Here is a 23492-nt window from a genome sequence, read left to right as displayed (position 1 = left end):
GGGGCGCGAGGTGGCTTCGCCGTGCGTCGCGGTGGGCTCAGTGGGCGACAGGGGCCAGCGTCGCGGGGCCACCGGACTTCACCCAGCGGACCAGGGCCAGCGCCGTGCGCTCGTCGAGCAGGTCCGCGTACGTGGGCATGGGGGTGCCGGGCTGGAACTGCTCCGGGTTGCGCACCCAGCGCACCAGCTCGGTGTCCGAGCGGCGGGACGCGCGGGCGAGCTGCTCGTGGTAGCGGGCGCCGGGGGCATGGCAGCCCGCGCAGCCCAGCTGCGTGAAGAGCTTGGGCGCGTCCACCTTCGGAGCCGCGGGCCGGGGCTTGCGGGGCGCGGGGCTCGACGCCACCGGAATGGTGGCGGGAGACGTCGTACCCGCAGCGGTGTTCGAGGTCACCGTCGTGGCCGAGCCATGAGGCGTCGCGCCTCCAGCGGTGTTCGAGGCTGCCGTGGCGGCCGAGCCGTGAGTCGCTGAGCCTGCCACGGTGGTGGCCGAGCCATGAGGCGTCGTGCCCCCAGCGGTCTTCGAGGCCACGGTGGTGGCCGAGCCGTGAGTCGCTGAGCCTGCCACGGTGGTGGCCGAGCCCTGCGGCATTGTGCCCCCAGCGGTCTTCGAGGCCACGGTGGTGGCCGAGCCGTGAGCAGGTGCGTTCGCCGCGTTGTGATCGGCCGAGGCGTGAGGGGCGGTGGCCTCGCTGTCGTGGGGCTGCGGGGAGCGAGGCGTGGTGCCCGCGACGGCGCCAGCGGTCGACGCAGGAGACGCCGCGCCCGTCCCGGTCGTGGTGGCAGACGCAGCCTCCGCCACGGTCGTCGACTCGGAGCCGTCCTCCCTCTCCGCACCATCGAGCTTCGTCACCCACGTGGGTCGCACGGAGTTGGCGGTGAGGCGCGGGCGGGCGCCATCCACGTGGTTCTTCTTGGGCGGCACCGAGCGCAGATAGTCATAGAGCGCCTGCGCCTCCACCGCGTCCATTCCACGGAAGCGGGGCATGGGCGAGCGCAGCGCGGACCCATCCGGCGCGATGCCGTCCTTCACCGCGCGGGTGAAGTCCTCCAGCGTCCAGTGCGCGAGCCCCGTCCCGTGGAAGGTGATGTTGCTCGACTCGACGTCCTGTCCCTCGGGGTCCTTGAAGGACATGCCGCCGGAGAAGACCTCGTCGCCCTCGGTCTTGCGCGGGCTGAAGCCCGGCGTATGACAGGACGCGCAATCATAGACGTCATGCGCCATGTAGCGGCCGTACTCCAGCGTGGCCGCCTTCTCCGGCACGGGGATTCCCAGCGGCGGACGGGGAATGGGCTCGTTGCCGGTGATGATGCGGAAGCCCAGCCCGCCGATGAAGCTGAACTCGGAGCGGGGCGCGGGCGTCGGGTCCGGCGTGAAGAGCGGATGCCCCGAGCGCAGGAACCCGAGCACCGCCGCCAGGTCCTTGTCCCCCATCCCGTAGCTGGGCATCACCATCAGCCGTCCATCCCGGCTCACCGCGTACCGGATGACGCGCGCCAGCTCCTCGTCCGTCGCGGAGCCGATGCCCGCCGTGGGATGGGACGTCAGGTTGGAGGCGTGGAACTTCCCCATGTACGACGGCAGCTCGTGCAGGGGCGCGCCGGAGGCCGTCTCGTTGTCACCGCCGCGGTGACACGACTCGCAGCTCGCGTGGAAGATGGCGGCGCCGCGCGCGATGGCCGCGGGCGAGGTGTCCGCCTGGAGCTTGGGATAGGGCGCCTTGACGGTGCCGGCACATCCGGCCAGCCACACGCTCGCCAACACCATGCTCCTCACGACACCGCGGACCTCGCGTCGCATGTGCTGCCCTCTCTCCTGGAACCGGGGCCCGATGTTTATCCCATCCACCCACCGTCCCGGGAGGGGGGCTCCTGCTCTCGGGTGAACGGGCAGCTCCTTGGAGTGTCAACGTCACCCGCCCGGCTGGCCGGGCTCCTGGCTAGACTCGCGCGGATGACGCGCCCTCTCGAGTCCTACCGTGCCCTGTTCCCCGTGCTGCGGGAGCAGCTCTATTTCAACCACGCGGGAGTGGCCCCCACCAGCCTGCGCGCCGCCGAGGCCGTGCGCGGGTGGATGGAGGACCTGGTCCACCATGGCATCCAGCACGAGCGGGGCTGGGAGGCCCACTGCGAGCGCATCCGCGCCCTGGCGGCCCGCCTGCTGAACGCGGAGCCGGGCGAGCTGGCCTTCGTGCGCAACACCAGCCATGGCCTGGGGCTCGTCGCGGAGGGGCTCGACTGGAAGCCCGGGGACGAGGTGGCCGTGGCCACGTCGCTGGAGTACCCCTCCAACGTCTATCCCTGGCAGCACCTGGCGGACCGGGGCGTGGTGGTGCGCGAAATCGAGGCACCGTCCGGCGGCGTCACGGTGGAGGCGGTGGCCCGGGCGCTGACCCCTCGCACGAAGCTGGTGGCGGTGTCCTCCGTGCAGTTCGCCACCGGCGTGCGCACGAACCTGGAGGCGGTGGGCGCGCTGTGTGAGAAGGCCGGCGTCCTGTTCTGCGTGGACGCCATCCAGAGCGTCGGCTGTGTGCCCGTGGACGTGAAGAAGTGTCGCATCCACTTCCTCAGCGCGGACAGCCACAAGTGGATGCTCGGCATCTCCGGCATCGGCGTGCTGTACGTGGCGAAGGAGGTGCTGCCGCGCGTGCGCCCCGTGCTCGTGGGCTGGCGCAGCACCACGGACGCCTGGAACTTCAACCGCACCCACTTCGAGCTGCGTCCGGACGCGGGCAAGTTCGAGGAGGGCAGCGCCGCCTACCCTGGCCTCTACGCGCTGGGCGCCGCGCTGGAGCTGCTCCAGGAGGTGGGCGTGGAGAACATCGAGGCGCGCATCCAGGAGCTGCTCGCGCGCCTGGAGAAGGGCCTCGTCGAGCTGGGCTGCGAGGTGGGGCCCACGCCCGGGCTTCGCGCGGGCATCCTCACCTTCCTGCCGCCCGGGGCCAACGTTCGGGCGCTCAGCGCGTACCTGTCCGAGCACCACGTCTCCCACTCCGTGCGCCGGGGCCGCATCCGCCTGTCCCCCCACTTCTACAACCTGCCGTCGGAGATGGACCGGCTGGTGGAGCTGGTGAGGGGCTTCGGCGGCTGACTTCCGCGCCTACTGCTGCGCGGGGAAGAGCGTCTCGATGGAGAGGTAGCGCTCGCCGGTGTCGTAGCAGAAGCACAGCACGCGGCTGCCGTCGGGCATCTCGCCCAGCTTCTGACTCACGGCGGCCAGCGCGGCGCCGGAGGAGATGCCCACGAAGATGCCCTCCTCGCGCGCGGAGCGGCGGGCGAACTCGGCGGCGTCCTCCTCGTTCACCTGGATGGTGCCGTCGAGGACGTTGGTGTGCAGGTTCGCCGGGATGAAGCCCGCGCCGATGCCCTGGATGGGGTGGGGGCCGGGCTGGCCGCCGCTGATGACGGGCGACTTGGTGGGTTCCACCGCGAACACCTTCAGCTTGGGCCAGTGCTGCTTGAGCACCTCGGCGCAGCCGGTGATGTGTCCGCCCGTGCCCACGCCGGTAATCAGGTAGTCGAGCCCGTCCGGGAAGTCCTTCAGGATTTCCTGCGCGGTGGTGCGCTTGTGCACCTCGATGTTGGCCTCGTTCTCGAACTGCTGGGGCATCCACGCGTCAGGCACCTGCTCCACCAGCTCCTTGGCGCGGGCGATGGCGCCCTTCATGCCCTGGGCGCGCGGGGTGAGCTCGAACGTGGCGCCGTAGGCGGACATGAGGCGGCGGCGCTCGATGCTCATCGAGTCCGGCATCACGAGCACCAGCTTGTAGCCCTTCACCGCGGCCACCATGGCCAGGCCGATGCCGGTGTTGCCGCTGGTGGGCTCGATGATGATGCTGTTCTTCTTGAGGATGCCGCGCTTCTCCGCGTCCTCAATCATGGAGAGCGCGATGCGGTCCTTGATGCTGCCGCCGGGGTTGGCGCGCTCGAGCTTCATGTGGACCGTGACGCGAGACGGAAACAGCCGGTTGATACGCACGTGCGGCGTGTTGCCGATGGTCTCCAGGATGTTGTTCGCCTTCATGTCGGGCCTCGTCGGGGGCTGCGCGGTGGGTGCTTCGGGAGCGTTCAGATGTGGAACTCGATGGCGTCCATGGCGCCGTCGGCCCCTCGGGGGCGAATCTCACTGCGGCGGGTGACGACCGAGTTCTGGGGGATGCTCTGGGTGAGCCAGGCGTTGCCCGCGACGATGCTGCCGCGCCCCACCACCGTCTCCCCGCCGAGGATGGTGGCGTTGGCGTACACCACCACGTCGTCCTCGAGCGTGGGGTGGCGCTTCTTGTCGGCCAGGGCCTTCTCCACCATGAGCGCGCCCAGCGTGACGCCCTGGTAGACGGTGACGTTGTTGCCGATGAGCGTCGTCTCGCCGATGACCACGCCGGTGCCGTGGTCGATGACGAACCTGCGGCCGATGGTGGCGCCCGGGTGGATGTCCACGCCGGTGCGCTGGTGCGCGTGCTCGGTGAGCAGGCGCGGCAGCAGCGGGAAGCCGAGCGTGTGCAGCGCGTTGGCCACGCGGAAGATGGCGATGGCGAGGAAGCCCGGGTACGTGAGGATGACCTCGTCCACGGAGCGCGCGGCGGGGTCGGCCTCGAAGATGGCCTGCGAGTCCTGTCGCAGCCAGTCGTAGAGCTCCGGCAGCCGCTCCATGAAGCGCGTGGGGATGCTGGCGTTGATGTCGGGGTAGAGCGGGGCGAGCGTCTCGCGCAGGCGGTGGAGGCTGGCCTCCACGGTGGTGACGTCCCGGCGCACGGCGGCGGCGGTACACTCCAGGCGCTCGGCGAAGTGGGGGAACAGCAGTCCGAGCACCTGTCCGACGAACTCGGGAGCCGCCCGCCGCACATCCGGAGGGAAGCAGTGGCGCTGTCGGGCCTCCAGCAGCGCGGCGACCAGCCTGGCGTTTGAGTCTTCCATGAACCTCCCCCTTTTAATGCGGTGCGTGGTGAGCGCGCATCAGGGGAACGCCCGATTCGGACGTGGGGAGGAGGCCAGTGGACAGGGGCGCCGCCCCGGCTGGTCCCCGGGCGGGGGGCTGGGGCGCCTTGGCGCCTGGATTGGCCGGGGGTTACCCAGGGGGATGCCAGAAGGGAACATCATCCACCGGGTGGCGCGGGTCCATGGCCGCTGGCTGTCGGGTCGGCGCTTCACGGCGGATTCGCCGCAGGGGCGCTTCGGAGACGGGGCGCGGGTGGTGTCCGGGCGGGTGCTCCAGGCGGTGGAGGCGCACGGCAAGCACCTCTTCTATCGCTTCGAGGGCGAGGTGCGGCTGCATGTGCACCTGGGGTTGTTCGGGAACATCCGCCACTTCCGGCGCGAGGCGCCTGTGCCGTCCCCGGCCTGTCGGCTGCGGCTGTCCTCGCCCCACGCGACGCTGCACCTGTCCGGGCCGCAGGCCTGTGAGCTGTTGACGGCGGAGGACGAGGCGAAGCTCCGCGCGAGGCTCGGAGAGGACCCGCTGCGCGCGGAGTCGTCGCCCGAGCGGGCGCGCGAGAAGCTGTGTCGGGGGCGGATGCCGCTGGCGCTCGCGCTGTTGGACCAGGAGCGGCTGTCCGGCGTGGGCAACATCCTCCGGGCGGAGGCGCTGTTCCTGGCGAGGCTTCCTCCGTTGTTGCCGGCGGGCGCGTTGAGCGAGGCGGACTTCGCGAGGCTGTGGGACGTGCTCCAGCGGCTCTTGTCGGATGCGTCTCGGGATGGGCACATCGTCACGCCGGGCGCGCCGCGGGTGCCCGAGTGTGTGGCGGGGCGCAAGCGCGCGGAGCGCTTCTGTGTCTATGGCCGTGAGGGGCAGCCCTGTCCGCGCTGTGGCGCGAAGGTGCGGAGGCGCGAGCTGGCGGCGCGGGGGCTGTTCTTCTGCGCGGAGTGCCAGGGCGTCGACGCGGTGCCTCGACCTCGGGTCGCGAAGAAGAAGGCCCGTACCGTCGAGGTGAAGCGACGCGACGCGCGGCGCGAGGTGAAGAAGCGGACCGCCCGCTCGACGGCCCGGTGAGGTGCCGCGCAATTCCTGCGCGACGATGGGGAGTGTGCAGGCGGGGACGGTGAGGCTTGCCCACCGCGATGGACGGCGTGACGATGCCGGCATGAGCCCACTGCCTCCCTCGTACGTGCATGGCACCAGTTCCACTCCGCTGCTCGGAGAGACTATCGGGCAGAACCTGCGGCGGACGGTGGAGCGGTACCCGGACGGCGAGGCGCTCGTGGTCGTCTCCCAGGGCTACCGGGCGACGTACCGTGAGCTGTGGGACACCACGACGCAGGTGGCGAAGGGGCTGCTGGCCATGGGCGTGGAGAAGGGGGACCGGGTGGGGCTCTGGTCTCCCAATCGCTTCGAGTGGGTGGTGACGCAGTACGCGACGGCGCGCATCGGCGCCATCCTGGTCAACCTGAATCCGGCCTATCGCACGGCGGAGCTGGAGTACTCGCTCAACCAGTCGGGCACCAGCGTGCTCCTGCTGTCCAAGGGGTTCCGGCAGACGGACTACAAGTCGATGCTGGAGCAGGTGCGTCCGCGCTGTCCCGAGCTGCGCGTGGCGCTGGTGCTGGACGAGGACTGGGAGCTGCTCCTGTCCAACGCGAAGCACGTGAGCGGGCACACGCTGGAGGCGCGCGAGGCGTCGCTCCAGTTCGATGACCCCATCAACATCCAGTACACGTCCGGGACGACGGGCTTCCCCAAGGGGGCCACGCTGTCGCACCACAACGTGCTCAACAACGGGTACTTCATCGGCGAGGCGCTGAAGTACGGCCCCACTGACAGGGTGTGCATCCCCGTGCCGTTCTACCACTGCTTCGGGATGGTGATTGGCAACCTGGCCTGCACGTCGCACGGCTCCACGATGGTGATTCCGGGGGAGGCCTTCGAGCCGCTGGCGGTGATGCAGGCGGTGCAGGCGGAGAAGTGCACGTCGCTGTACGGCGTGCCGACGATGTTCATCGCGGAGCTGGACCACCCGCGCTTCGGTGAGTTCGACTTCTCCACGCTGCGCACCGGCGTCATGGCGGGCTCGCCGTGTCCGGTGGAGGTGATGAAGCAGGTGCAGTCGAAGATGAACATGCGCGAGGTGACCATCTGCTACGGGATGACGGAGACGTCGCCGGTGTCCACGCAGAGCTCGCTGGATGACCCGCTGGACAAGCGCGTGTCGACGGTGGGGCGCGTGCATCCGCACCTGGAGGTGAAGGTCGTCCACGCGGAGACGGGCGAGGTGGTGCCGCGCGGGACGGCGGGGGAGCTGTGCACTCGGGGGTACAGCGTGATGCTGGGGTACTGGGCGAACGAGGAGGCCACGGCGAAGGCGGTGGACCGCGCGGGGTGGATGCACACGGGTGACCTGGCGACGATGGACGCGGACGGCTACGTGCGCATCGTGGGCCGCATCAAGGACCTCATCATCCGGGGCGGGGAGAACATCTCGCCGCGCGAGGTGGAGGAGTTCCTGCACACGCATCCGGGCGTGAGCGAGGCGCAGGTCATCGGCGTGCCGAGCGTGAAGTACGGCGAGGAGGTGATGGCCTGGGTGAAGGCGAAGCCGGGCGTGTCGCTCACGACGGAGGAGCTGACGAAGCACTGCACCGGGCGCATCGCGAGCTTCAAGATTCCGCGCTACTGGAAGCTCGTGGAGGCGTTCCCGATGACGGTGACGGGCAAGGTGCAGAAGTTCCGGATGCGCGAGGTCTCCGTCGCCGAGCTGGGGTTGCAGTCGGCGGCGGACATCAAGACCGCCTGAGCGGCGCGCGGGCTCACCGACGGCGTGACGAAGGCTTCGCCTTGCGCGCGGTGGAGGTCTTCTTCGCGGCGGGCTTCTTCGTCGCCGAGGGCTTTGGGGCAGGAGCCTTCTTCGCCGGGGTCTTGGTGGCCTTGCGTGGAGCGGCGGCCTTCTTCGCGGGCTCCGCTGGAGGCTTCTTCGCGGCGGCCTTCTTCTTCGGCGCCTTCTTCAGCGCGGCCCGGGCCGCCGCGTCGACGCCGCGACGGGCCCAGGGCAGCAGCGCGTAGGCGTCATCGCTGGCGTCGGCGGGCGGCGTCCAGTAGCTCATCTCGATGCGCTGGCCCCCGCCTTCCCAAACGAAGGGACGGCAGCCCGCGGCCTGGAACTCCGGTCGGGAGACTTCGTCCGTCTTCAAGTAGAGCTGTCCGTCCCCGATGAGGCCGAACATCCGCCCGCCGAAGTACAGCCCCCAGCCGCCGAACATCCGCCGGGCCTGCACCGGGCCGAGCTTCTCCAACAACTCGACCGTGTACTCCACGAAGCTGTCCATTCGAGCCATGCGCGTGGAGGTTTACCAACTTCTGGAACCGTGCGGTACAGGCGTGGCGTGACGACGGGGTGGAGGTCTTCTCCCGCTACGGGTGCGCGCCAGTCGCGGATGGCTCGGTCGTGGGAACTTCCCTGACCTGGATGCCGGTGGCTTCCAGGGCGTGGAGCACCTCGACGAAGCGCTCGCTCACGACGATCATCGCGGGGTCCCAACGAAAGCGGAAGAGGTCCAGGGAAGACGAGTTCTCGACGGGATCGAGCCACCAAGCCTTCGGCGCTTCTGCCAGACGTTGGACTCCGCAGACCGTGCAGGGGGCCCCTGGAGGCGCCACGCCGCACTCCGGCTTGAAGCTGCCCCCAGATTGGAGCTCGAACTCGAACAGCGGGGGGACATCACGCGCCGCGGTCACGGCTGTCGGAATCGGGGTGATGCCGCGCAGCCCAGCGGCGAGCAATCGCTCGACGCCCTCGGGCTGGGCGAAGAGGCGCCAGGGCATGTCCATCGCAACAGGGGGCGGGCGTCCTCGGGCCGTTCCTACCAGTGGCCCCATTCCCATTCCCGAACGGGCAACTGCGCCTGCTGGGAGGAGCGGTAGGACGCGGTCCTGAAGGGGCGCGTACTCGTTCCAAGGAACGAACCTTGCCTTCCGGTACTGCCGTTCTTCGGGCAGGCCGGACAAGTCGACGCTCGGGTAATCGATTCCGAGGGCAGGCCCGGCATGACACTGAGGACACTCTGTCCCTGGTAACGCCCACCGGCGCTTCGCGTTGAGACTCCAACGCCGTTGCATGTCACCCAGGTCGAAGATAGGGGCCAGGCTGAAGTAGCGCATCAGTCCTCGGCGATCCGCATGTTGGCGGTGAGTTGCTGCCAGTACGTCATCGGCATCCCCACGAGACGATAGCGCTGGACCATGAGCCCTCCAAAGTCGAAGAGCCGCTGCCTCACCTCCGCGGGCCTTGGCCCGCCCTCCAGATTGGCCTCTCGCTCCACCTGCGTGATGTACTGGAGCCAGTCCGCGTTCCACGGGGCACCATGCCCACCACCGTGGATCTCCTTGTGCCGCTTCACGTCGATGGCCAGAACGTATTCGTGGATGTTGATCTGGCGGAACGCGAAGTAGTCCGCGAACGCACGGGGGAAGATGTGGTGCTTCTCTTTCGTGGCCTGCTCCCACTCCTTTCTCGCCTTCCGGAGCTCCTTCTGACTCGGTAGCTCCTCGGGGCGCTCCTTCCGGAAGACGAGCACGGGCTCGCGGCCGGGCAACACCTGCGGAGCTCCCCAGTACCGCTGCGGCGAGTTGCCCACCCCTGCCATCGGTGTGGCGGGGGCGCCCGTGCGGAATGCCACCGTAGCGGATGCGACGTCCTCGCATCGGTAGAGCCCACACGCGCCGTCTTCGCACGCGATGGTGACGCATCCCTCATCCCCGTCGTCTTCCGCCGCCTCGCGGCAGTCCTCCGCGGATTCCTCCTCGAGCGACAGCTCGAAAGTTCCCGCGTGGACGGCAGGTGCCGATGCACAGCTGGCGAGCAGGAGCAGCAGCACAACCCACCACTCACGCTTCGCCATGGATGTCCCCCCGGACATGGTGTTCTCTCTGTTTGGTTTGTTAGCGGAAGGTCGCCACCAGCGGGTTGTGGTCCGACGTGTCGCCCACGTTGATGACCTCCGCGGAGACCAGTCGCTCCGCCATGCGCGGCGAGGCGAAGACATAGTCCGTGCGGTAGTCGATGGTGACGCCGCCCCGGTTGCGCCGCGCCGTCACCCAACGTGTCGACGCGGCCCGCGTCGGCAGCGTGTCCACCCAGCCGTAGTCCTCGATGTCGTCGATGACGTCGAAGCGCGGGGGATGTCCATACTTGTCCGTGCCCGCCCGCCGCAGCCGGTCCTCCAGGTCCACCGGATACGGGTCCCTGCGCGACAGTGAGTTGAGGTCGCCGACCAGCAGATATTGTCCCTCGCGGAACCGGGACGCGTCCAACAACGAGCGCAGATACCGCGCCTCCACGTAGCGCAGCTTCTCGTGGTGCGCGTCGAAGTGCGTGCCGAACAGCGTCACCGGGCCGTTGGCCTCCAGCTCGCACTCGACGATGCAGTGGCCCAGGAAGTGCCGGTCATTGTGGATGCACAGCGAGCGCAGGGGAGGGCGGCTCACCACCGTGACGTGGTAGCACCGCCCGCTGGGCCGCGACCGTGACTGTCCCAGCACCAGGTGCGCCTCGTCCTGCGGCACGTCCAGCGCCTCGGCCACCCGACGCAGCCTCCCGCCGTCGTCCCAGCCCAGACACTCCTGGAGCACCAGCACGTCCGGTGCGTTCCGAGCGAGGAAGGTGACGATGTCGTCGAACCGCTCCTCGCCTCCCTGCAACACGTTGAACGTCATCACTTTCAGCGGCATGAATCTCCTCTCTCGCCCCAAGGACGCGCGGGTGGGCTCGCAAGCTACCGCACCCGCGGGCCCGAGGCCGCTCCCCCGCGCTTGCCCGCCCCCCATGGCTCGTGCATCGCTCGCACGCTCTCCACGATGAACGACTTGAGCTCGCGCGCCGCCGCGGTGAGATAGCCCTCGCCCCGATGCACGAGCGCCACCTGCCGCTTCAGTCCGCTCTTCGCGAGCGGCACCACGTCGAAGCCGCGCGATTGGTGGTCCCGCGCCATCAGCTCCGGGATGAGCGCCACGCCCAAACCCCGCTCGACCATGCGCCGCATCGCCTCCGCGTTGTCCGTCTCCAGCGCGAGCCTGGGCGTCACCCCGCGCGCCTCGCACTCGGCCTCCAGCGCCCGCGTCCCGCTCATGCTGGGGATGACCACCCACGTCTCCTCCACCACGTCCGCCAGGGACAGCGGCCGGGTGACCTTCGTGAGGCGATGCCCACGCGGCACCGCCAGCACCAGCACCTCCTCCCACAGCTTCTGCGCCACCAGGTCTGTGTGCCGCACCGGCAACGACACGATGGCCAGGTCCAGGACGCCTCGGACCACGTTGTCCTCGAGGGCCGTGCTCATTCCCTCGCTGAGCCGGGGGCGCACCTCCGGGAAGCTCCGCGCGAACGTCGGGATGATGTCCGGCAGCAGGTACGCCCCCACCGTGTGCAACGTTCCCAGTGACACGGGGCCGCGAGGCGTCCCCGACAATCGCTCCAGCTCGGACGTGCCCGCGGCCAGTGCATCCAGAGCGCGCCGTGCATGGGGCAGGAAGCGTTCACCCGCGTCGGTGAGGACAGCCCCAGCGGGCGTGCGGACGAGCAGCCGGGTGCCCAGCTCCGCCTCGAGCGCCTGGAGCTGCCGGGACAGTCCGGACTGGGACAGTCCCAGTCCCTTGGCCGCCGGGGAGAGGCGCCCCTCTTGTGCCACTCGGAGAAAGGCCTGGAGCTGGTCTCGGGTCATGCGGATTCGGCAAGAACTCTATGCGGAAGTTGCGATTTCCGCATGACCAGCCCCCGGTTACACGTTCGGAATGGATGGAAGCGGTGTGTCGGTAGAGCCGGTGCCCTCCGCTCGGCCCGGGGTGGCGAGGCGGACGGCCACCGGGGCGGTGCTGCTGGCCCTGGTGGTCAGCGCCTTCGAGGGCACGGTGGTGACCAGCGCCATGCCCACCATCACCCGCGAGCTGGGCGGCCAGCACCTCTACTCGTGGGTCTTCTCCGCGTTCCTCTTCGCCTCCACCGTCGGAGTGCTCATCTCCGGCAAGCTGGCGGACCGGCTCGGCCGCAAGCCCGTCTTCTTCGCGGGCATGGGGTTGTTCCTCGTCGGCTCCGCGCTGTGCGGGCTCGCCGACTCCGTGCACGCGCTCATCGCCTTCCGGGTGCTGCAAGGGCTCGGCGCCGGCGCGCTCCAGCCCACCACGCTCACCATCAGCGCGGACCTCTACACGCTGCGCGAGCGCGCCGCCGTGCAGGGCCTGTTCACCGGCGCGTGGGGCGCGGGCAACGCGGTGGGCCCCCTCATCGGCGGCTGGCTGGTGATGCACGCGTCGTGGCGGTGGGTGTTCCTGGTCAACGTCCCCGTGGGCCTGTTCGCCGCGCTGCTCCTGTATCTCTCGTACCGGGACCCGCCGCGCCGCACGGACGTGAAGCTGGACCGCTGGGGGCCCGTGCTCGCGGGCACCTCCGCCGCGCTGCTCCTGTTCTCACTGGAGCCCGGGCACGCGGAGCTCAGGTGGCTGTGTCTCCTGGGGGCGGTGGTGCTGGGCGCGGGGCTGGTGTTCCAGCAGCGCAAGTCCCACGCGCCCCTCCTGCCGATGGAGCTGGTGAAGGACCGCACGGTGCTCAGCGGCGTCGCGGGAGGCATCGCCGGTGGCGCGCTGCTCTACAGCATGGCCGCGTGGGTGCCGCTGTGGATGACGGAGCAGGGCGGACAGACGCCCATCGTCGCCGGACTGACGCTGCTGCCCATGTTGCTGGGATGGTCCGTGGGGTCGACGTTCGGCGTGAAGCTGCTGGTGCGAGGCGGTATGCGGCTCAGCGCGGGCGTGGGCTTCGCCGTGGCGGCGACGGGCGCCGGGCTGCTCGCGCTGACGGCCGCGTACGGATGGGGCACGTATGCGGCGCTCGCCTCGCTCGCGGTGTTGGGCATGGGGCTGGGACCGGCGGCGAGCACGTCGCTCATTGGCCCGCAGTCGCGAGCCCCCTGGCATCACCGGGGCATCGTCACCAGCAGCCTCTACGCGACGCGCCTGCTGGGTGGCTCGCTCACGGTGGCCGCGCTGGCGCTGGCACGAGGCCACTTCGCCCTGCAGTTCGCCATCGCGGGCGCGCTGGCGGGTGTCGTCGCCCTGGGGCTCGCCGTGGCCGCTCCCGGCAAAGCCACGAGCGAGGCCTGAGCCTCAGTTCGACTCCTTGAGCGCGAGCGGCCACAGCTTCGCGAGCGCCGAGCGTAACTCCGTCGCGCTGGCGTAGCGGTCCTCGGGGCGCTTCTCCAGCAGCTTCAGCACCACCCGCTCGAACGCCCCCGGCAGGTTCGGCCGCAGCGTCGTCAGCGGCACCGGCGCCTGCTGCACATGCAGGAACATCAGCGGCACCGGGTCCGAATGTCGGAACGGCAACTGCCCCGTGAGCAGCTCGTACGCCACGATGCCCAGCGCATACAGGTCCGTCACGGACGACACGGGGGGACTGCCCATCACCTGCTCGGGCGCCATGTACTCGGGCGTCCCCAGCACCGTCCCCTGCGCCGTCGTCCCGGCCACATGCGCGCTCTTCGCCAGGCCGAAGTCCATCAGCTTCAGCACCCCGCCGCGCGTGATGAACAGGTTCGCTGGCTTCACGTCCCGATGCAGCACGCCCCGGCCATGCGCGTGCTCCAGCGCCACGGCCGCGTGCGTGAGCCACCGCAGCGCCTCCGCGAGCGTGGGGCGCCGCTCCATCATCCGCTGGCGCAAGTCCATCCCGTCCAACAACTCCACCGTGAGGAAGTGCCGCTCCCCATCCATCCCCACGTCGAAGACGCGCAGGATGTTCACGTGCTCCAGCGCCCGGGCGTGCTCCACCTCCTGGCGGAACCTCGCCACCGTCGCCGCGTCCGCGTGCGGCGTCGCCAGCACCTTGAGCGCCACGCGATGCCGCTCGAGCAGGTCGTGCGCCTCGTACACCGTGGAGCTCCCACCCGCGCCCAGCCAGCGCTCCACGCGGTAGCGCTGGGCCACCACCTGCCCCGGCATCAGCCCTCGCACCATCGCCGCGGGGAGCGGCGCGGGCGTGGGGATTCCCTGGAGCAGCGTCCCGTGCGGGGACACGGGCGTCGAAGCGCGCAGCGTCTCGCCCAGGGACACCGGGGGCGGAGGCGTTGTCGGCGCGGGACCCCACGACAGCTCGGGCGCGGGAGCCGGCGTCGTGCCCGCCGTCACCTTCGTCTCCTGCACGCCGCCGAGGTACACCACACCCCCGGCGTCATCTTCCGTCGAGCCCACCGCTCCTCCCTCGGTGTCCGTTGGCCCGTGCCGCGGCTCAGGGGTCCAGCAGCGAGATGTGCGAGGGGGCTCCCGCGCCCTCGATGTCCAGGTGCGGCGTGGGCAGGTTGTACTCCGCCGCCGCGCTGGTGGCCTCCACCATGATGGGGCCGGCAATCTCAGGCGGCTCACCCTTGCACAGCACGTCCACCACGTGCTCCACGGTCCACTTGCCCAGGCGGTTCACCACCAGCCGGTTGCCCTCGAACGTCGACGTGTCCGACAGCTCGTCACTGGCCCCCAGCTTCACGTCCACCGACTCGCCCAGGTAGCCCCGCGCGAGCGCCAGCACCCGGTCCACCACCGCGTTCCAGGCCTGGATGTGCGTCTTGTCCTGGGCCTCGTCCATGATGTCCAGGCCCACCTGCAGCCGCTCCATCCGCTCCAGGAACTGCTGCACCAGCGGCCCCCGGATGACGCGCCCGTGCTGCGGCGCGATGATTTCCACCGCCGGCGTGAGCTTGCGGATGGTGGCCACCGTGCGCGCCAGCGCCGCGTTCACCGGCATGTAGATTTGATGGAACGCGCGGATGCCCGCCCAGTCGGACTCGTCCGCGTACAGCCCCTTCGCGTTGGCGTCCGTGAGCCCGCCGAACAAATCCCCCGTGAAGAGCACGCGCGTCTGCGGGTCGTAGAGCATCACCGCGCCCCGGAAGTGACAGAAGGGCGAGGGCACCGGCAACAGCTTGTGCCCGGTGGGGACGCTCAGCCCTTGCGTGAACTTCTCGGTGGCGATGAAGCGGTTGCGCGGCAGGTTCTGGTGGACGATGAGCCGCCAGGTGTCCTCCGAGCAGAGGATGCCGGCGCGAGGCGCATAGCGCGCGGAGATGATGCTCGCCGACGAGCCCACGTCCGGGTCCTGGTGGTTGATGAACACGGCCGACAGCCGCTCCATCCCTCCGATGAGCGACGTCACCTTGGTGTGGATGGTGGAGAAGTCGCTGCTCGAGCCCGGGTCGATGAGGAGGTTGAACTCCGAGGCCCGCTGCGTCTTCACGTCCGTCCCCCGGAAGCGTCTCAGATAGGGGTTGGCGTAGAAGATGTTGCCCGGCTCCCGCTTGCCCACCCAGAACGTCTCGGGAGCAATCTCCACGGGGACGATTCTCAGGTCGTTGCTCAAGCCCGATGCGGGATGGTCGCTGCTGCTCATGTGACGGGGTTCCTTCACGGTGAGGTGATGTCCCCTCGCCATAGCAAGGCGTGCGCCGAGGCCCGTCCTCCCTCGGGGACCCAGGCGCCAGCCACCTCCGCGCCGTGCATTTCCTGCGCGCCCGGAGGCAGGCACGCAGCTCCTGCGGGCCCGGGGCTCACCCCCGGTGGGGGCAGGCGGGCTGGACGAGGAGGCTGCGAGCCCGCGTGTGCGCGTGGCACACTGCCGGGGTCCTTCGCACCCACCACTCCATGCCAGACGCCTCCTTCCTCTCCGCCTGGGGGCTCCCGGGCCTCTTCTTCGTCGCGATGCTCGCGGGCTCGGTGGTGCCGGTGCCCTCCGAGGCGCTGCTCGCCGCGGTCATCTATGGCGGCGCTCCGCCGATGCTCGCCACGGGCGTGGCCACGGTGGGCAACGTGCTGGGCGCGGTGTCGCTCTACCTGCTGGGGTTGTGGGTGGCGCGCGGCGGAGGCGGGGCGCTGGGGCGCTGGTATGCGCGCCGTCGCGAGAAGGAGGGCCCGCGCATGGAGCGCGTCGAGGCGCGGCTGCGAACCTGGGGCGCGCCCGCGCTCTTGATGTCGTGGATGCCCATCGTCGGCGACGCATTCGTCATCGCCGGCGGCATGGTGGGCGTCAGGCCCCTGCCGTTCGTCGTCTTCGTCACGCTGGGCAAGGGTTTGCGTTACGCATTTGTCGCCCTGTCCACCGCCGCTGCCCTGTAGGGCGACGTCTCGTCATGTTTCAATCGTGTTTCGCCAGTATTTCCGTCAGTCCCGGAAGGTAAGTTGAGGCCGTGGTTCCAGGCGAAGCCTGTCTGGCCCACCCGTTCAGCATTCGTTGCCGACCCTCAACCGCTCCCCCTGGCGGGAGCAGGACTGGACCTCGTGCGAAACACCCTCGCAGTCTCGACGCGCGCGCTGTCGTCATGGCGCCACTGGCTCATGGTGCTCTTGCTGGGACTCGCCGCCTGCGGTGGCGAGGCGCCCGTGTCGGACGCGCCCTCGGAGGAGACGTCGCTCGGTGAGCGCGGTGACGCGCTGGCCAACGTGCGCCTGCGGCTGATGGCGGCGAACCTCTCCAGTGGCAACGGGCAGGACTACGACCCGGGCCACGGCATCCGCATCTTCCAGGGCACGGACGCGGACATCGTGATGATTCAGGAGTTCAACTACAAGACGGACTCCGCCGCCGACCTCCGCGGCTTCGTGGACACCGCCTTCGGGCCGGGCTTCTCGTACTACCGCGAGTCCGGCGCGCAGATTCCCAACGGCATCATCAGCCGCTACCCCATCATCGCCTCGGGCGAGTGGGACGACCCGCAGGTCAGCAACCGCGACTTCGCCTGGGCGCGCATCGACATCCCCGGGCCCAGGGACCTGTGGGCGGTGAGCGTGCACCTGCTGACGGCGAACGCCAGCACGCGCAACGCGGAGGCGCAGAGCCTGGTCAGCCGCATCCAGGCCAACATCCCCGCGGGGGACTACCTGGTGATTGGCGGCGACCTGAACACGGGCAGCCGCTCCGAGTCGTGCTTCGGCACCCTGTCGCAGGTGGTCACCACCGCCAGCCCGTATCCGGCGGACCGCAACGGCAACACCAACACCAACGCGGGCCGCAACAGCCCGTATGACCACGTGCTGGTGGACAGCGACCTGCGGCCGTACCAGACGGCGGTGGTCATCGGCGGCAGCTCGTTCGCGAACGGGCTGGTGGTGGACACGCGGGTGTACTCGCCCATCGGCGAGATTTCCCCGGCGCTCTCGGGCGACAGCGGCGCGTCCGGCATGCAGCACATGGGCGTCATCAAGGACTTCCTCATCCCCGGGGACGCGGCGTCCTCCAGCCTGACGGTGACGTCGCCCAACGGCGGTGAGAGCTGGACGACGGGCAGCGCCCGCTCCATCTCCTGGACGTCCTCGGGTGTGTCGAGCGTGCGGGTGGAGTACACGCTGAACGGCAGCACGTGGACCACGCTGTCGTCGAGCACGTCGGCCTCTGCGGGGAGCCTCGCGTGGACGCTGCCCACGACGGCGAGCACCACGGCGCGCGTGCGGGTGACGGACACGTCCAACGCGAGCATCACGGACACCAGCGACGCGGTCTTCTCCATCTCCACGGGCGGCGGTGGCGGCACGGGGACGCTCCTCATCAACGAGGTGCTGGTGAACGAGGCGGGCTCGGACGTGAGCGGCGAGTTCGTGGAGCTGGTGAACACGGGCACGGCGTCGTTGAGCATCGCGGGGTGGACGGTGTCGGACGCGGCGAGCGTGCGGCACACGTTCCCCAGCGGGACGACGGTGCCGGCGGGCGGCGTCATCGTGGTGTTCGGCGGCGCGGCGGGCATCCCCTCGGGCACGCCCAACGCGGTGGCCGCGTCCACGGGCACGCTGGGCCTGTCGAACAGCGGTGACACCGTGACGGTGAAGAACGCCTCCGGCACCGTGGTGGACACGGCGGTGCTGTCCTCGGCGATGGCGGGCACGGACGGTGTGTCCGCGAACCGCAGCCCGGATCTGGGCTCGGCCGCCACCTTCGTGCTGCACACCAGCCTGTCCAGCCTGACGTCCTCGCCGGGACGGCGCGTGAGCGGCGCGGCGTTCTGATGCGGGCCCGCGCCCCCTCGGTGAAGAGGGGGCGCGGGTGGGTCAGCGGTACAGTCGGATGTCGCAGACTCGCGACCCGCTCGGGAGGCCGGGGAAGTCGCCCGCCACATAGAATCGGATGTAGCGCGCCGTCAGGCCGCCGCCGGGGCGGTCCGTGTAGTCCTTCACCAACGTCTGGTGCGGCGCGTAGGACAGCGAGCCGCTGTCATGCATGCTCCAGGTGCTCCCGTTGTGGCTGGTGCCCATGTACCAGCTCCGCGGGTTTCCGTTTCCGAACAGCACCTCCATCCGCTTGACGAGGTGCTCCTGCCCCAGGTTGACGATGACGGACTGCTCGTCGCCGCTGGTCGTCCACCAGCACGAGCCGAGGTCCGAATCCGTCACCGTGAACGCCGCGATGGCGTTGACGGTCGCGTTGCCGGACGTCGCGGGAATCTTGAGCTGGAGCTCGGGGGAGACGAAGAAGGGCAGGGTGACGCCGAAGTGGCCGGGGTCGGCGCGGTCCACCACCTTGAGAATCACGTTCGAGCCGCCCCAGCCTCCCGTGTAGAAGTCCCAATACGTGGACGTCGTGGGGCTGATGGACTCCGCGAGCTTCGACCACGTCGCGCCGTTGTCACGCGAGGCGTAGTAGTCCACGGCCAGCGGCGTCGGGTTGGACCAGAAGAGTCGGACGTTGACGCCGTCGAGAGGCGGGGTGGACAGGTTCGGCTGCTTGACGTCGATTCCATTGCTCACCGTCAGCGTGATGGCGTTGGAGACGACCTCCGGCTGATGCGGGTCCACGACGCGCCACTGTGACGTCGTCGGAAGAATGGAGGGGTCCAGCGGGATGAAGAAGTTGGAGACGGTCCCCACCGTCTGCCAGCCATTGAACTCCGTGCCGGTGCGCGCGCGCTGGAGCACCACCGTGTCGCCTCCTCCGTTGACGAGAATCACGGGCACCGTCTGGCGATGATTGACCGGGGACTCGAAGGAGATGGTGGGCTTGGCGACGGGGTTCTGCACCCAGATGGGCGCCAGGGTGACCTCGGCGTTCTCCCATTGCTGGTTGAGCGTGACGACGTAGATGGACTCGTAGGGGGTGAGCGAGAAGACCTGCTTCAGGTCGATGAGGCTCGGGTCGGTGTAGGTGAACTCCTTGATGGGCGTGCCGGGCTGGAAGGGACTCCAGACCCTGAGCTTCGTCCAGTTGTTGCCGCCGCCGGTGCCGTCCTTGGTGGTGCCCCAGACGGTGAAGTCGAGCCGCCGCTCGGCCGGGGTCAGCGAGAACTCGGAGCCCATGGTCCGCCCGTTGACCATGAAGAAGCCGGACGCCGGCGGCAGCGCCGTGCGGTACACCCATCGGTTGCGCAGCGCCCTCAGGAAGTTGCCGTAGTCGAACCATTCACCCGGGGGCAGCACGATGCCGGTGCGGCCCTGGGCGGTGTCGCGGCCGTGAATCTTCTCGCGGGGGACGCCGGGCTCGTCGATGTAGGGCAGCACCCAGGCGCCGTTCGGGTGCTGGAAGGTGAAGGGCTCGCCAAGCTGCGCCCGGGTGGTGGCGTGGGAGTCCGTGTTGGAGGCGGGCGCGACGCGGAAGCCGCGGCGCAGCAGCTCGAAGTATCTGTCGTTGTACTCAGCCAGTTCCACCGCGTCGCGCACGTTGCGGCGGCGGTCCGGCTCGGTGGGCAGCGCGAAGAAGACGTCCTCGTTCGGGTGGTTGAGCTGGACGTGGGTGCTCTGGAGCGGGTCGGTCGAGTAGTGGTTGAGGATCTCGTGGTGCCAGTTCCAGAGGCTGTTCGAGTTGAACCGGATGCGGCGGTTGAAGCTGTTGAAGTGGTGCTCGGGGTCGGAGCCCAGGTGGCTCTCCACCCCCGCGAGCGTCAGCATCTCCGGCTGCCCGTTCGCGTCCTGCTCCAGGCTCACCTGCCCGACGGGGTCGTCCTCGTCGTAGGACGGCCAGAACGTGGTGTGGTTGCTGGTCCCGAAGAAGTCGTAGCCATGGCGGAAGGCGGAGAGCAGGACCTCGTCACGCCGGATTTGTGGCGTGTAGTCGAGGCTCACGCCCCCCATCTCCGAGTGTCCCCGGGGGTGGCTGTGCAGGTCTCCGACGAAGGTCTGCCAGCCGCCTCCCAGCTCGGTGGCGATGCGGTTGCGATACCGGCTCTCGCGTACGGCGGGGAGCGGATAGCGGTCGGAGGAGCCGACGTTGGTCGTGTCACTCGCGAGGCCCGGGCTCGCGGATAGGACGGTGGCCAACAGCATCCAGGGACTGCGACTGCCACGACGAGACATGGGGACTTCCTCTGTCAGCAAAGGGGGGGCGCGGGCCTCGAAGGGCCCCGCGCGGCTGACAAAGGGACTACGGAGGGACGCGACGAACCTGGTCGTCGCGCCGTGTCTCAGTGACTCTCGCCCGGAGACGTCAGTGCGCCCTCGCGCTCCGAGGTCCGCGCGGTGTGCGCGCCTCCATCCTGGGGACCGGGCGTCGGCGGGCTCGCGGGCGTCGGGTGGTTGCGGCCGTAGTCGCGCTCGTGGATGCGCACCAGCGCCAGGAAGAAGGCGACGATGAGCGGACCCAGCAGGAGGCCCACCGTGCCGAACGCGGCCAGGCCGCCGAGCAGCGAGAAGAAGACGATGGCGCCGTGCTGGTGCATGCCGCGCTTGGCGAGCAGCGGCTTGACGATGTTGTCCACCAGCCCCACCACCACCGTGCCCCAGATGGCCAGGAACAGCGCCGCCCACGGGTGGCCGCTGAAGAACATCAGCGCCGCGGCCACCAGCACGACGATGGCCGCGCCCACCGCGGGAATCAGCGCCATGAAGAACGCCACGCCGCCGAAGAACAGCGGCGCGGGCACCTGGACGATGAGGAACCCCACCAGCGCCGCGAAGGCCTGCACGCCTGCCGTCACCACCGACGACAGCAGCACCGCGCCGGACACGCTGCGGAACTCGCGCATGATCTCCAAGGTCTCACCGCGCCTGAGCGGCGACACGCTCTCAATCCAGTGCACCAGCTCCCTCCCGTCCGTGAGGAAGAAGAACAGGGCGATGAGCATCATCGTGGTCTGGAAGGCGATGGAGCCCGTGGCCGCCACCGCCCCCGTCACCGCGCGCGCCGCCGTCCCGCCCTGGTTGCTCACCTGCTCCTGGATGGTCTGGTCCAGCTGCTGCTCCTCCAGGGGCATCCGCTGCATCAGGCTCTCGGCGCCCTTGCGCACCGGCCCCGGCAGCTTCTGCACCAGCCCCTCCACGCCCTCCTGCTGCACCGTCTTGGTGACGAACTGCGCGCCGGAGGACACCTCCGCCACCACGAACGCGGTGAGCCCGCCCAGGGGCAACAGCAGCGCGAGGATGACGGCCGTGCAGATGAGGCCCGCCGAGATGTTCTTGCGCCCCCTGAGCTTGCGCGTCAGCCGGACGTGCAGCCCGTAGAATGCGCCCGCGAGCACCGCCGCCAGGAAGATGCCCTTGGCGAAGGGCTTGATGACCAGGGCCAGCAGGAACAGCGACAGCAGGATGAGGCCGGTGAACACACGCCGGGCGGTCTGCTCGGAAGCCATACCCGTGAAGCTAGGGCGGGTTGCGCGGGAGGGAAGGGGGAGGCGGCCCCCCAGGCCGGCTGCCTGCTCCACGAGCAAGAAGACTTGGGCCCGGGCCCCGGGCGGCTAGAGTGCCCCGCCATGCCGGCATTCGAATCGAGTCAGTTCACCCCGTGGCTGCTCCAGGCGCTGTGCGCCGCCTTCCTCGCCATCCTCTTCCTCCAGTCCGGACTGGACAAGGTCATCGACTGGAAGGGCAACCTGGGCTGGCTCACCGGGCACTTCGCCAAGAGCCCCCTGAAGGGCATGGTGCCGTTGATGCTCGGCGTCATCACGCTGCTGGAGCTGGCGGCCGGCGCGCTCAGCGGCGCGGGGGTGGTCTCGCTCATCGCCACGGGCAGCCCGGCGCTGGCCTTCTTCGGCGCGCTGCTGTCCGCCGTGTCGCTGGTGTGCCTGTTCTTCGGCCAGCGCATGGCCAAGGACTACGCGGGCGCGGGCGGGCTGGTGCCGTACTTCCTGCTGTCGCTCGCGGCCATCTACGTCACGCGCATGCGCTAAAAGGCCCCGCGTCACATCACCTTGCGCGTGGGCACCAGCGCGTTGGCGGACAACAGTCCGGCCACCAGGGCCACCGCCACCATCAGCATGTTGAAGGCGGTGTCGACGCCCGCCACCACGTCGCGCTCGAGCAGCGAGGACAGGCTGCGGAAGCCCACGCTGCCGGGCACCAGCAGCATCAGCCCGGGCACGACGACGGTGACGGAGGGCTTGTTGCGAAGCCGCGCCAGCACGTTGCCCACGATGCCCAGCGCGAGCGCCCCCACGAAGGCGCCCAGCTGCGGTCCGAGCAACTCCGAGCCCAGGCGGGCCCCGAAGAACGCGAACGTGCCCGCGGCCGCAATCCAGCCCCAGTCCCGAGGCCGCGCGCGGAACAGCACGCCGATGGCGACGCCCGCCACCAGCAGCGCCACGGCCTGGGTCCACGAGGGCAGCGACGGCGGCGGCGGGGCGACGGGCGGCGGCAGCAGCACGGACAGCTTGCTGCCCAGCGCGACGCCGAAGCCCAGCTGGAGGAACACCACCGCGGCGCCCGTGAGGCGCGAGGTGCCGGAGATGAGGTGGCGCGTGGCCAGCTCGTTGAGGGCCACCGTCAGCGTCAGGCCGGGCAGCAGGACGATGAGACCCGCCAGGGTGGCGACCTGGATGGACAGCGGGCCGATGACGCTCGCGGCCAGCACGGCGAGCGCGGAGGAGAGGATGGCGCCCACGGGCTCGAGCACGCGGGCGGTGGTGGGCTGGCGCTGGGTCACCTCACCGAGGATTCCGATGAGCAGGCTGCTCACCGTGGCCACCGCCATCTCCTTCAGTCCCCCACCGAACAGACGGGCGCCCGCTCCTCCGGCGAGCGCCCAGCAGAGAATCTGGAGCACGGGCCCGAAGCGCGGGGGGCGGGCGAGGATGTCCTCCACGCGCAGCGCGCCCTCGGCGGGCGTGAGGCGCGAGTGGATGACGTCGTCGGCCAGGACGTCGAGCTGCGTGAGGCGCTCCAGGTCCATGTCCCCGGGCTCCACGCGGATGAGGCTGGTGCGCAGCGCCTCGGGCGGGCCGAAGGACGCGAACAGGGACGTGGGGGTGGAGAAGAAGCGGCCCTCCAGGCCCAGGCGCTCGGACACGCGCTTCATCAGCCCCTCCAGCCGGTGGGAGGGAGTGCCGTAGCGGTGCAGCGCCTCGGCCAGTCTCAGGGTAAAGGCGACGGACGGCCCTGGCGGTGCCGGGTGGTGTTGGAGCGAGGCGGCGATTTCAGGAGGGACGGCCACACGCGGCGCAATGGCAGAGCCGCCCGGGTGGAGTCAAATGGCGGCACGGTGACGTCCGCCTGTCCGCCATGCGCGCTCGGGAAGCACGGCTGATGGGGTCTCCAAAGAAGACAAGGGATGTCGGGGTGGTGCAGGAAGGAGACGAGAGCATGGCGCGCAAAAGCAGGACTCCCAGGTGGCTGGAGGCGGCGCGGA

20 protein-coding genes are annotated in these 23492 nt (G+C 69.9%); 7 read left to right on the top strand and 13 right to left on the bottom strand.

Annotated features, from left to right (window positions below; all coding sequences use genetic code 11):
• Positions 1–37 precede the first annotated feature (37 nt).
• Positions 38–1798 (bottom strand): c-type cytochrome, encoded by a 1761-nt coding sequence (locus FL311_RS08445; protein WP_141324425.1) that lies wholly within the window; start codon positions 1796–1798, stop codon positions 38–40.
• A gap of 153 nt (positions 1799–1951) precedes the next feature.
• Between FL311_RS08445 and FL311_RS08440 the strand changes: the two genes are divergently transcribed.
• The gene (locus tag FL311_RS08440) at positions 1952–3088 is read left to right on the top strand and encodes an aminotransferase class V-fold PLP-dependent enzyme (RefSeq protein WP_141324424.1); all 1137 of its coding nucleotides are present in this window, start codon (positions 1952–1954) and stop codon (positions 3086–3088) included.
• A 9-nt stretch (positions 3089–3097) separates the two neighbouring features.
• On the opposite strand, the gene cysK is transcribed toward FL311_RS08440, so the two are convergent.
• Complete coding sequence (cysK, locus tag FL311_RS08435; protein WP_141324423.1) at positions 3098–4021, bottom strand: cysteine synthase A; 924 nt, start codon at positions 4019–4021, stop codon at positions 3098–3100.
• 44 nt (positions 4022–4065) lie between these two features.
• Positions 4066–4911, bottom strand: a complete 846-nt coding sequence (locus FL311_RS08430; protein ID WP_141324422.1) for a serine O-acetyltransferase — start codon at positions 4909–4911, stop codon at positions 4066–4068.
• Between the two features lie 163 nt (positions 4912–5074).
• On the opposite strand from FL311_RS08430, the gene FL311_RS08425 reads away from it, so the two are divergent.
• Together FL311_RS08425 and FL311_RS08420 are read left to right on the top strand one after the other, a co-directional pair.
• On the top strand, positions 5075–5983 hold the full coding sequence (locus FL311_RS08425) for an Fpg/Nei family DNA glycosylase (RefSeq protein WP_141324421.1): 909 nt from the start codon (positions 5075–5077) through the stop codon (positions 5981–5983).
• Positions 5984–6074: 91 nt separating this feature from the next.
• Positions 6075–7721 carry an AMP-binding protein gene (locus FL311_RS08420; RefSeq protein ID WP_141324420.1) on the top strand — a complete coding sequence of 549 codons (1647 nt, stop codon included), beginning with the start codon at positions 6075–6077 and terminating at the stop codon, positions 7719–7721.
• Positions 7722–7734: 13 nt separating this feature from the next.
• Here the strand turns inward: FL311_RS08420 and FL311_RS08415 are convergent, their stop codons facing one another.
• The 5 genes from FL311_RS08415 to FL311_RS08395 all read right to left on the bottom strand — a co-directional run bounded on the left by FL311_RS08415 (position 7735) and on the right by FL311_RS08395 (position 11640).
• Positions 7735–8259, bottom strand: coding sequence for a TfoX/Sxy family protein (locus tag FL311_RS08415; RefSeq protein ID WP_141324419.1), 525 nt, complete (start codon positions 8257–8259; stop codon positions 7735–7737).
• 76 nt (positions 8260–8335) lie between these two features.
• Entirely contained in the window at positions 8336–9040 is a 705-nt protein-coding gene (locus FL311_RS08410; protein WP_228556755.1) for a double-CXXCG motif protein, read from the bottom strand.
• A 41-nt stretch (positions 9041–9081) separates the two neighbouring features.
• On the bottom strand, positions 9082–9822 hold the full coding sequence (locus tag FL311_RS08405) for a TIGR02269 family lipoprotein (protein ID WP_194869118.1): 741 nt from the start codon (positions 9820–9822) through the stop codon (positions 9082–9084).
• Positions 9823–9862: 40 nt separating this feature from the next.
• Positions 9863–10651, bottom strand: coding sequence for an endonuclease/exonuclease/phosphatase family protein (locus FL311_RS08400; protein WP_141324416.1), 789 nt, complete (start codon positions 10649–10651; stop codon positions 9863–9865).
• Positions 10652–10695: 44 nt separating this feature from the next.
• A complete protein-coding gene (locus tag FL311_RS08395; protein ID WP_141324415.1) occupies positions 10696–11640 on the bottom strand; it encodes a LysR family transcriptional regulator in 945 nt (314 codons plus the stop codon).
• Positions 11641–11710: 70 nt separating this feature from the next.
• Between FL311_RS08395 and FL311_RS08390 the strand changes: the two genes are divergently transcribed.
• A complete protein-coding gene (locus tag FL311_RS08390) occupies positions 11711–13075 on the top strand; it encodes an MFS transporter (RefSeq protein WP_141324414.1) in 1365 nt (454 codons plus the stop codon).
• A gap of 3 nt (positions 13076–13078) precedes the next feature.
• Here the strand turns inward: FL311_RS08390 and FL311_RS08385 are convergent, their stop codons facing one another.
• Both FL311_RS08385 and FL311_RS08380 read right to left on the bottom strand, forming a co-directional pair.
• Complete coding sequence (locus tag FL311_RS08385) at positions 13079–14161, bottom strand: serine/threonine-protein kinase (protein WP_141324413.1); 1083 nt, start codon at positions 14159–14161, stop codon at positions 13079–13081.
• Positions 14162–14198: 37 nt separating this feature from the next.
• Positions 14199–15350, bottom strand: a complete 1152-nt coding sequence (locus FL311_RS08380) for a hypothetical protein (RefSeq protein ID WP_141324412.1) — start codon at positions 15348–15350, stop codon at positions 14199–14201.
• 251 nt (positions 15351–15601) lie between these two features.
• Here FL311_RS08380 and FL311_RS08375 point away from each other — a divergent pair, with 251 nt between their 5' ends.
• Together FL311_RS08375 and FL311_RS08370 are read left to right on the top strand one after the other, a co-directional pair.
• The gene (locus tag FL311_RS08375; protein ID WP_141324411.1) at positions 15602–16072 is read left to right on the top strand and encodes a YqaA family protein; all 471 of its coding nucleotides are present in this window, start codon (positions 15602–15604) and stop codon (positions 16070–16072) included.
• 219 nt (positions 16073–16291) lie between these two features.
• Entirely contained in the window at positions 16292–17953 is a 1662-nt protein-coding gene (locus FL311_RS08370) for a lamin tail domain-containing protein (RefSeq protein ID WP_141324443.1), read from the top strand.
• A 42-nt stretch (positions 17954–17995) separates the two neighbouring features.
• Here FL311_RS08370 and FL311_RS08365 read toward each other — a convergent pair whose 3' ends face one another.
• Both FL311_RS08365 and FL311_RS08360 read right to left on the bottom strand, forming a co-directional pair.
• Complete coding sequence (locus tag FL311_RS08365; protein ID WP_141324410.1) at positions 17996–20230, bottom strand: discoidin domain-containing protein; 2235 nt, start codon at positions 20228–20230, stop codon at positions 17996–17998.
• Between the two features lie 107 nt (positions 20231–20337).
• The gene (locus tag FL311_RS08360; RefSeq protein ID WP_141324409.1) at positions 20338–21501 is read right to left on the bottom strand and encodes an AI-2E family transporter; all 1164 of its coding nucleotides are present in this window, start codon (positions 21499–21501) and stop codon (positions 20338–20340) included.
• Between the two features lie 120 nt (positions 21502–21621).
• Between FL311_RS08360 and FL311_RS08355 the strand changes: the two genes are divergently transcribed.
• Complete coding sequence (locus FL311_RS08355; protein WP_141324408.1) at positions 21622–22038, top strand: DoxX family protein; 417 nt, start codon at positions 21622–21624, stop codon at positions 22036–22038.
• An 11-nt stretch (positions 22039–22049) separates the two neighbouring features.
• Here the strand turns inward: FL311_RS08355 and FL311_RS08350 are convergent, their stop codons facing one another.
• Positions 22050–23309: a threonine/serine exporter family protein gene (locus FL311_RS08350; RefSeq protein ID WP_141324407.1), complete on the bottom strand. Its 1260-nt coding sequence runs from the start codon at positions 23307–23309 to the stop codon at positions 22050–22052.
• Positions 23310–23492: the final 183 nt, after the last annotated feature.

This window comes from Myxococcus sp. AB025B (assembly GCF_006518215.1).
In the GTDB taxonomy this organism is placed as follows: domain Bacteria; phylum Myxococcota; class Myxococcia; order Myxococcales; family Myxococcaceae; genus Myxococcus; species Myxococcus fulvus.
This window is presented reverse-complemented; position numbering and strand designations above follow the sequence as displayed.

What these genes read in the sequence shown, in the direction of transcription:
- FL311_RS08415 (WP_141324419.1), bottom strand. Translation starts at nt 8,259, where the DNA reads ATGGCTCGAATGGACAGCTTCGTGGAGTACACGGTCGAGTTGTTGGAG.
- FL311_RS08380 (WP_141324412.1), bottom strand. Translation starts at nt 15,350, where the DNA reads ATGAGCAGCAGCGACCATCCCGCATCGGGCTTGAGCAACGACCTGAGA.
- FL311_RS08410 (WP_228556755.1), bottom strand. Translation starts at nt 9,040, where the DNA reads ATGCAACGGCGTTGGAGTCTCAACGCGAAGCGCCGGTGGGCGTTACCA.
- FL311_RS08440 (WP_141324424.1), top strand. Translation starts at nt 1,952, where the DNA reads ATGACGCGCCCTCTCGAGTCCTACCGTGCCCTGTTCCCCGTGCTGCGG.
- FL311_RS08420 (WP_141324420.1), top strand. Translation starts at nt 6,075, where the DNA reads ATGAGCCCACTGCCTCCCTCGTACGTGCATGGCACCAGTTCCACTCCG.
- FL311_RS08405 (WP_194869118.1), bottom strand. Translation starts at nt 9,822, where the DNA reads ATGGCGAAGCGTGAGTGGTGGGTTGTGCTGCTGCTCCTGCTCGCCAGC.
- FL311_RS08370 (WP_141324443.1), top strand. Translation starts at nt 16,292, where the DNA reads ATGGTGCTCTTGCTGGGACTCGCCGCCTGCGGTGGCGAGGCGCCCGTG.
- FL311_RS08400 (WP_141324416.1), bottom strand. Translation starts at nt 10,651, where the DNA reads ATGCCGCTGAAAGTGATGACGTTCAACGTGTTGCAGGGAGGCGAGGAG.
- FL311_RS08390 (WP_141324414.1), top strand. Translation starts at nt 11,711, where the DNA reads ATGGATGGAAGCGGTGTGTCGGTAGAGCCGGTGCCCTCCGCTCGGCCC.
- FL311_RS08355 (WP_141324408.1), top strand. Translation starts at nt 21,622, where the DNA reads ATGCCGGCATTCGAATCGAGTCAGTTCACCCCGTGGCTGCTCCAGGCG.
- FL311_RS08445 (WP_141324425.1), bottom strand. Translation starts at nt 1,798, where the DNA reads ATGCGACGCGAGGTCCGCGGTGTCGTGAGGAGCATGGTGTTGGCGAGC.
- FL311_RS08375 (WP_141324411.1), top strand. Translation starts at nt 15,602, where the DNA reads ATGCCAGACGCCTCCTTCCTCTCCGCCTGGGGGCTCCCGGGCCTCTTC.
- FL311_RS08395 (WP_141324415.1), bottom strand. Translation starts at nt 11,640, where the DNA reads ATGACCCGAGACCAGCTCCAGGCCTTTCTCCGAGTGGCACAAGAGGGG.
- FL311_RS08425 (WP_141324421.1), top strand. Translation starts at nt 5,075, where the DNA reads ATGCCAGAAGGGAACATCATCCACCGGGTGGCGCGGGTCCATGGCCGC.
- FL311_RS08365 (WP_141324410.1), bottom strand. Translation starts at nt 20,230, where the DNA reads ATGTCTCGTCGTGGCAGTCGCAGTCCCTGGATGCTGTTGGCCACCGTC.
- FL311_RS08360 (WP_141324409.1), bottom strand. Translation starts at nt 21,501, where the DNA reads ATGGCTTCCGAGCAGACCGCCCGGCGTGTGTTCACCGGCCTCATCCTG.
- cysK (WP_141324423.1), bottom strand. Translation starts at nt 4,021, where the DNA reads ATGAAGGCGAACAACATCCTGGAGACCATCGGCAACACGCCGCACGTG.
- FL311_RS08430 (WP_141324422.1), bottom strand. Translation starts at nt 4,911, where the DNA reads ATGGAAGACTCAAACGCCAGGCTGGTCGCCGCGCTGCTGGAGGCCCGA.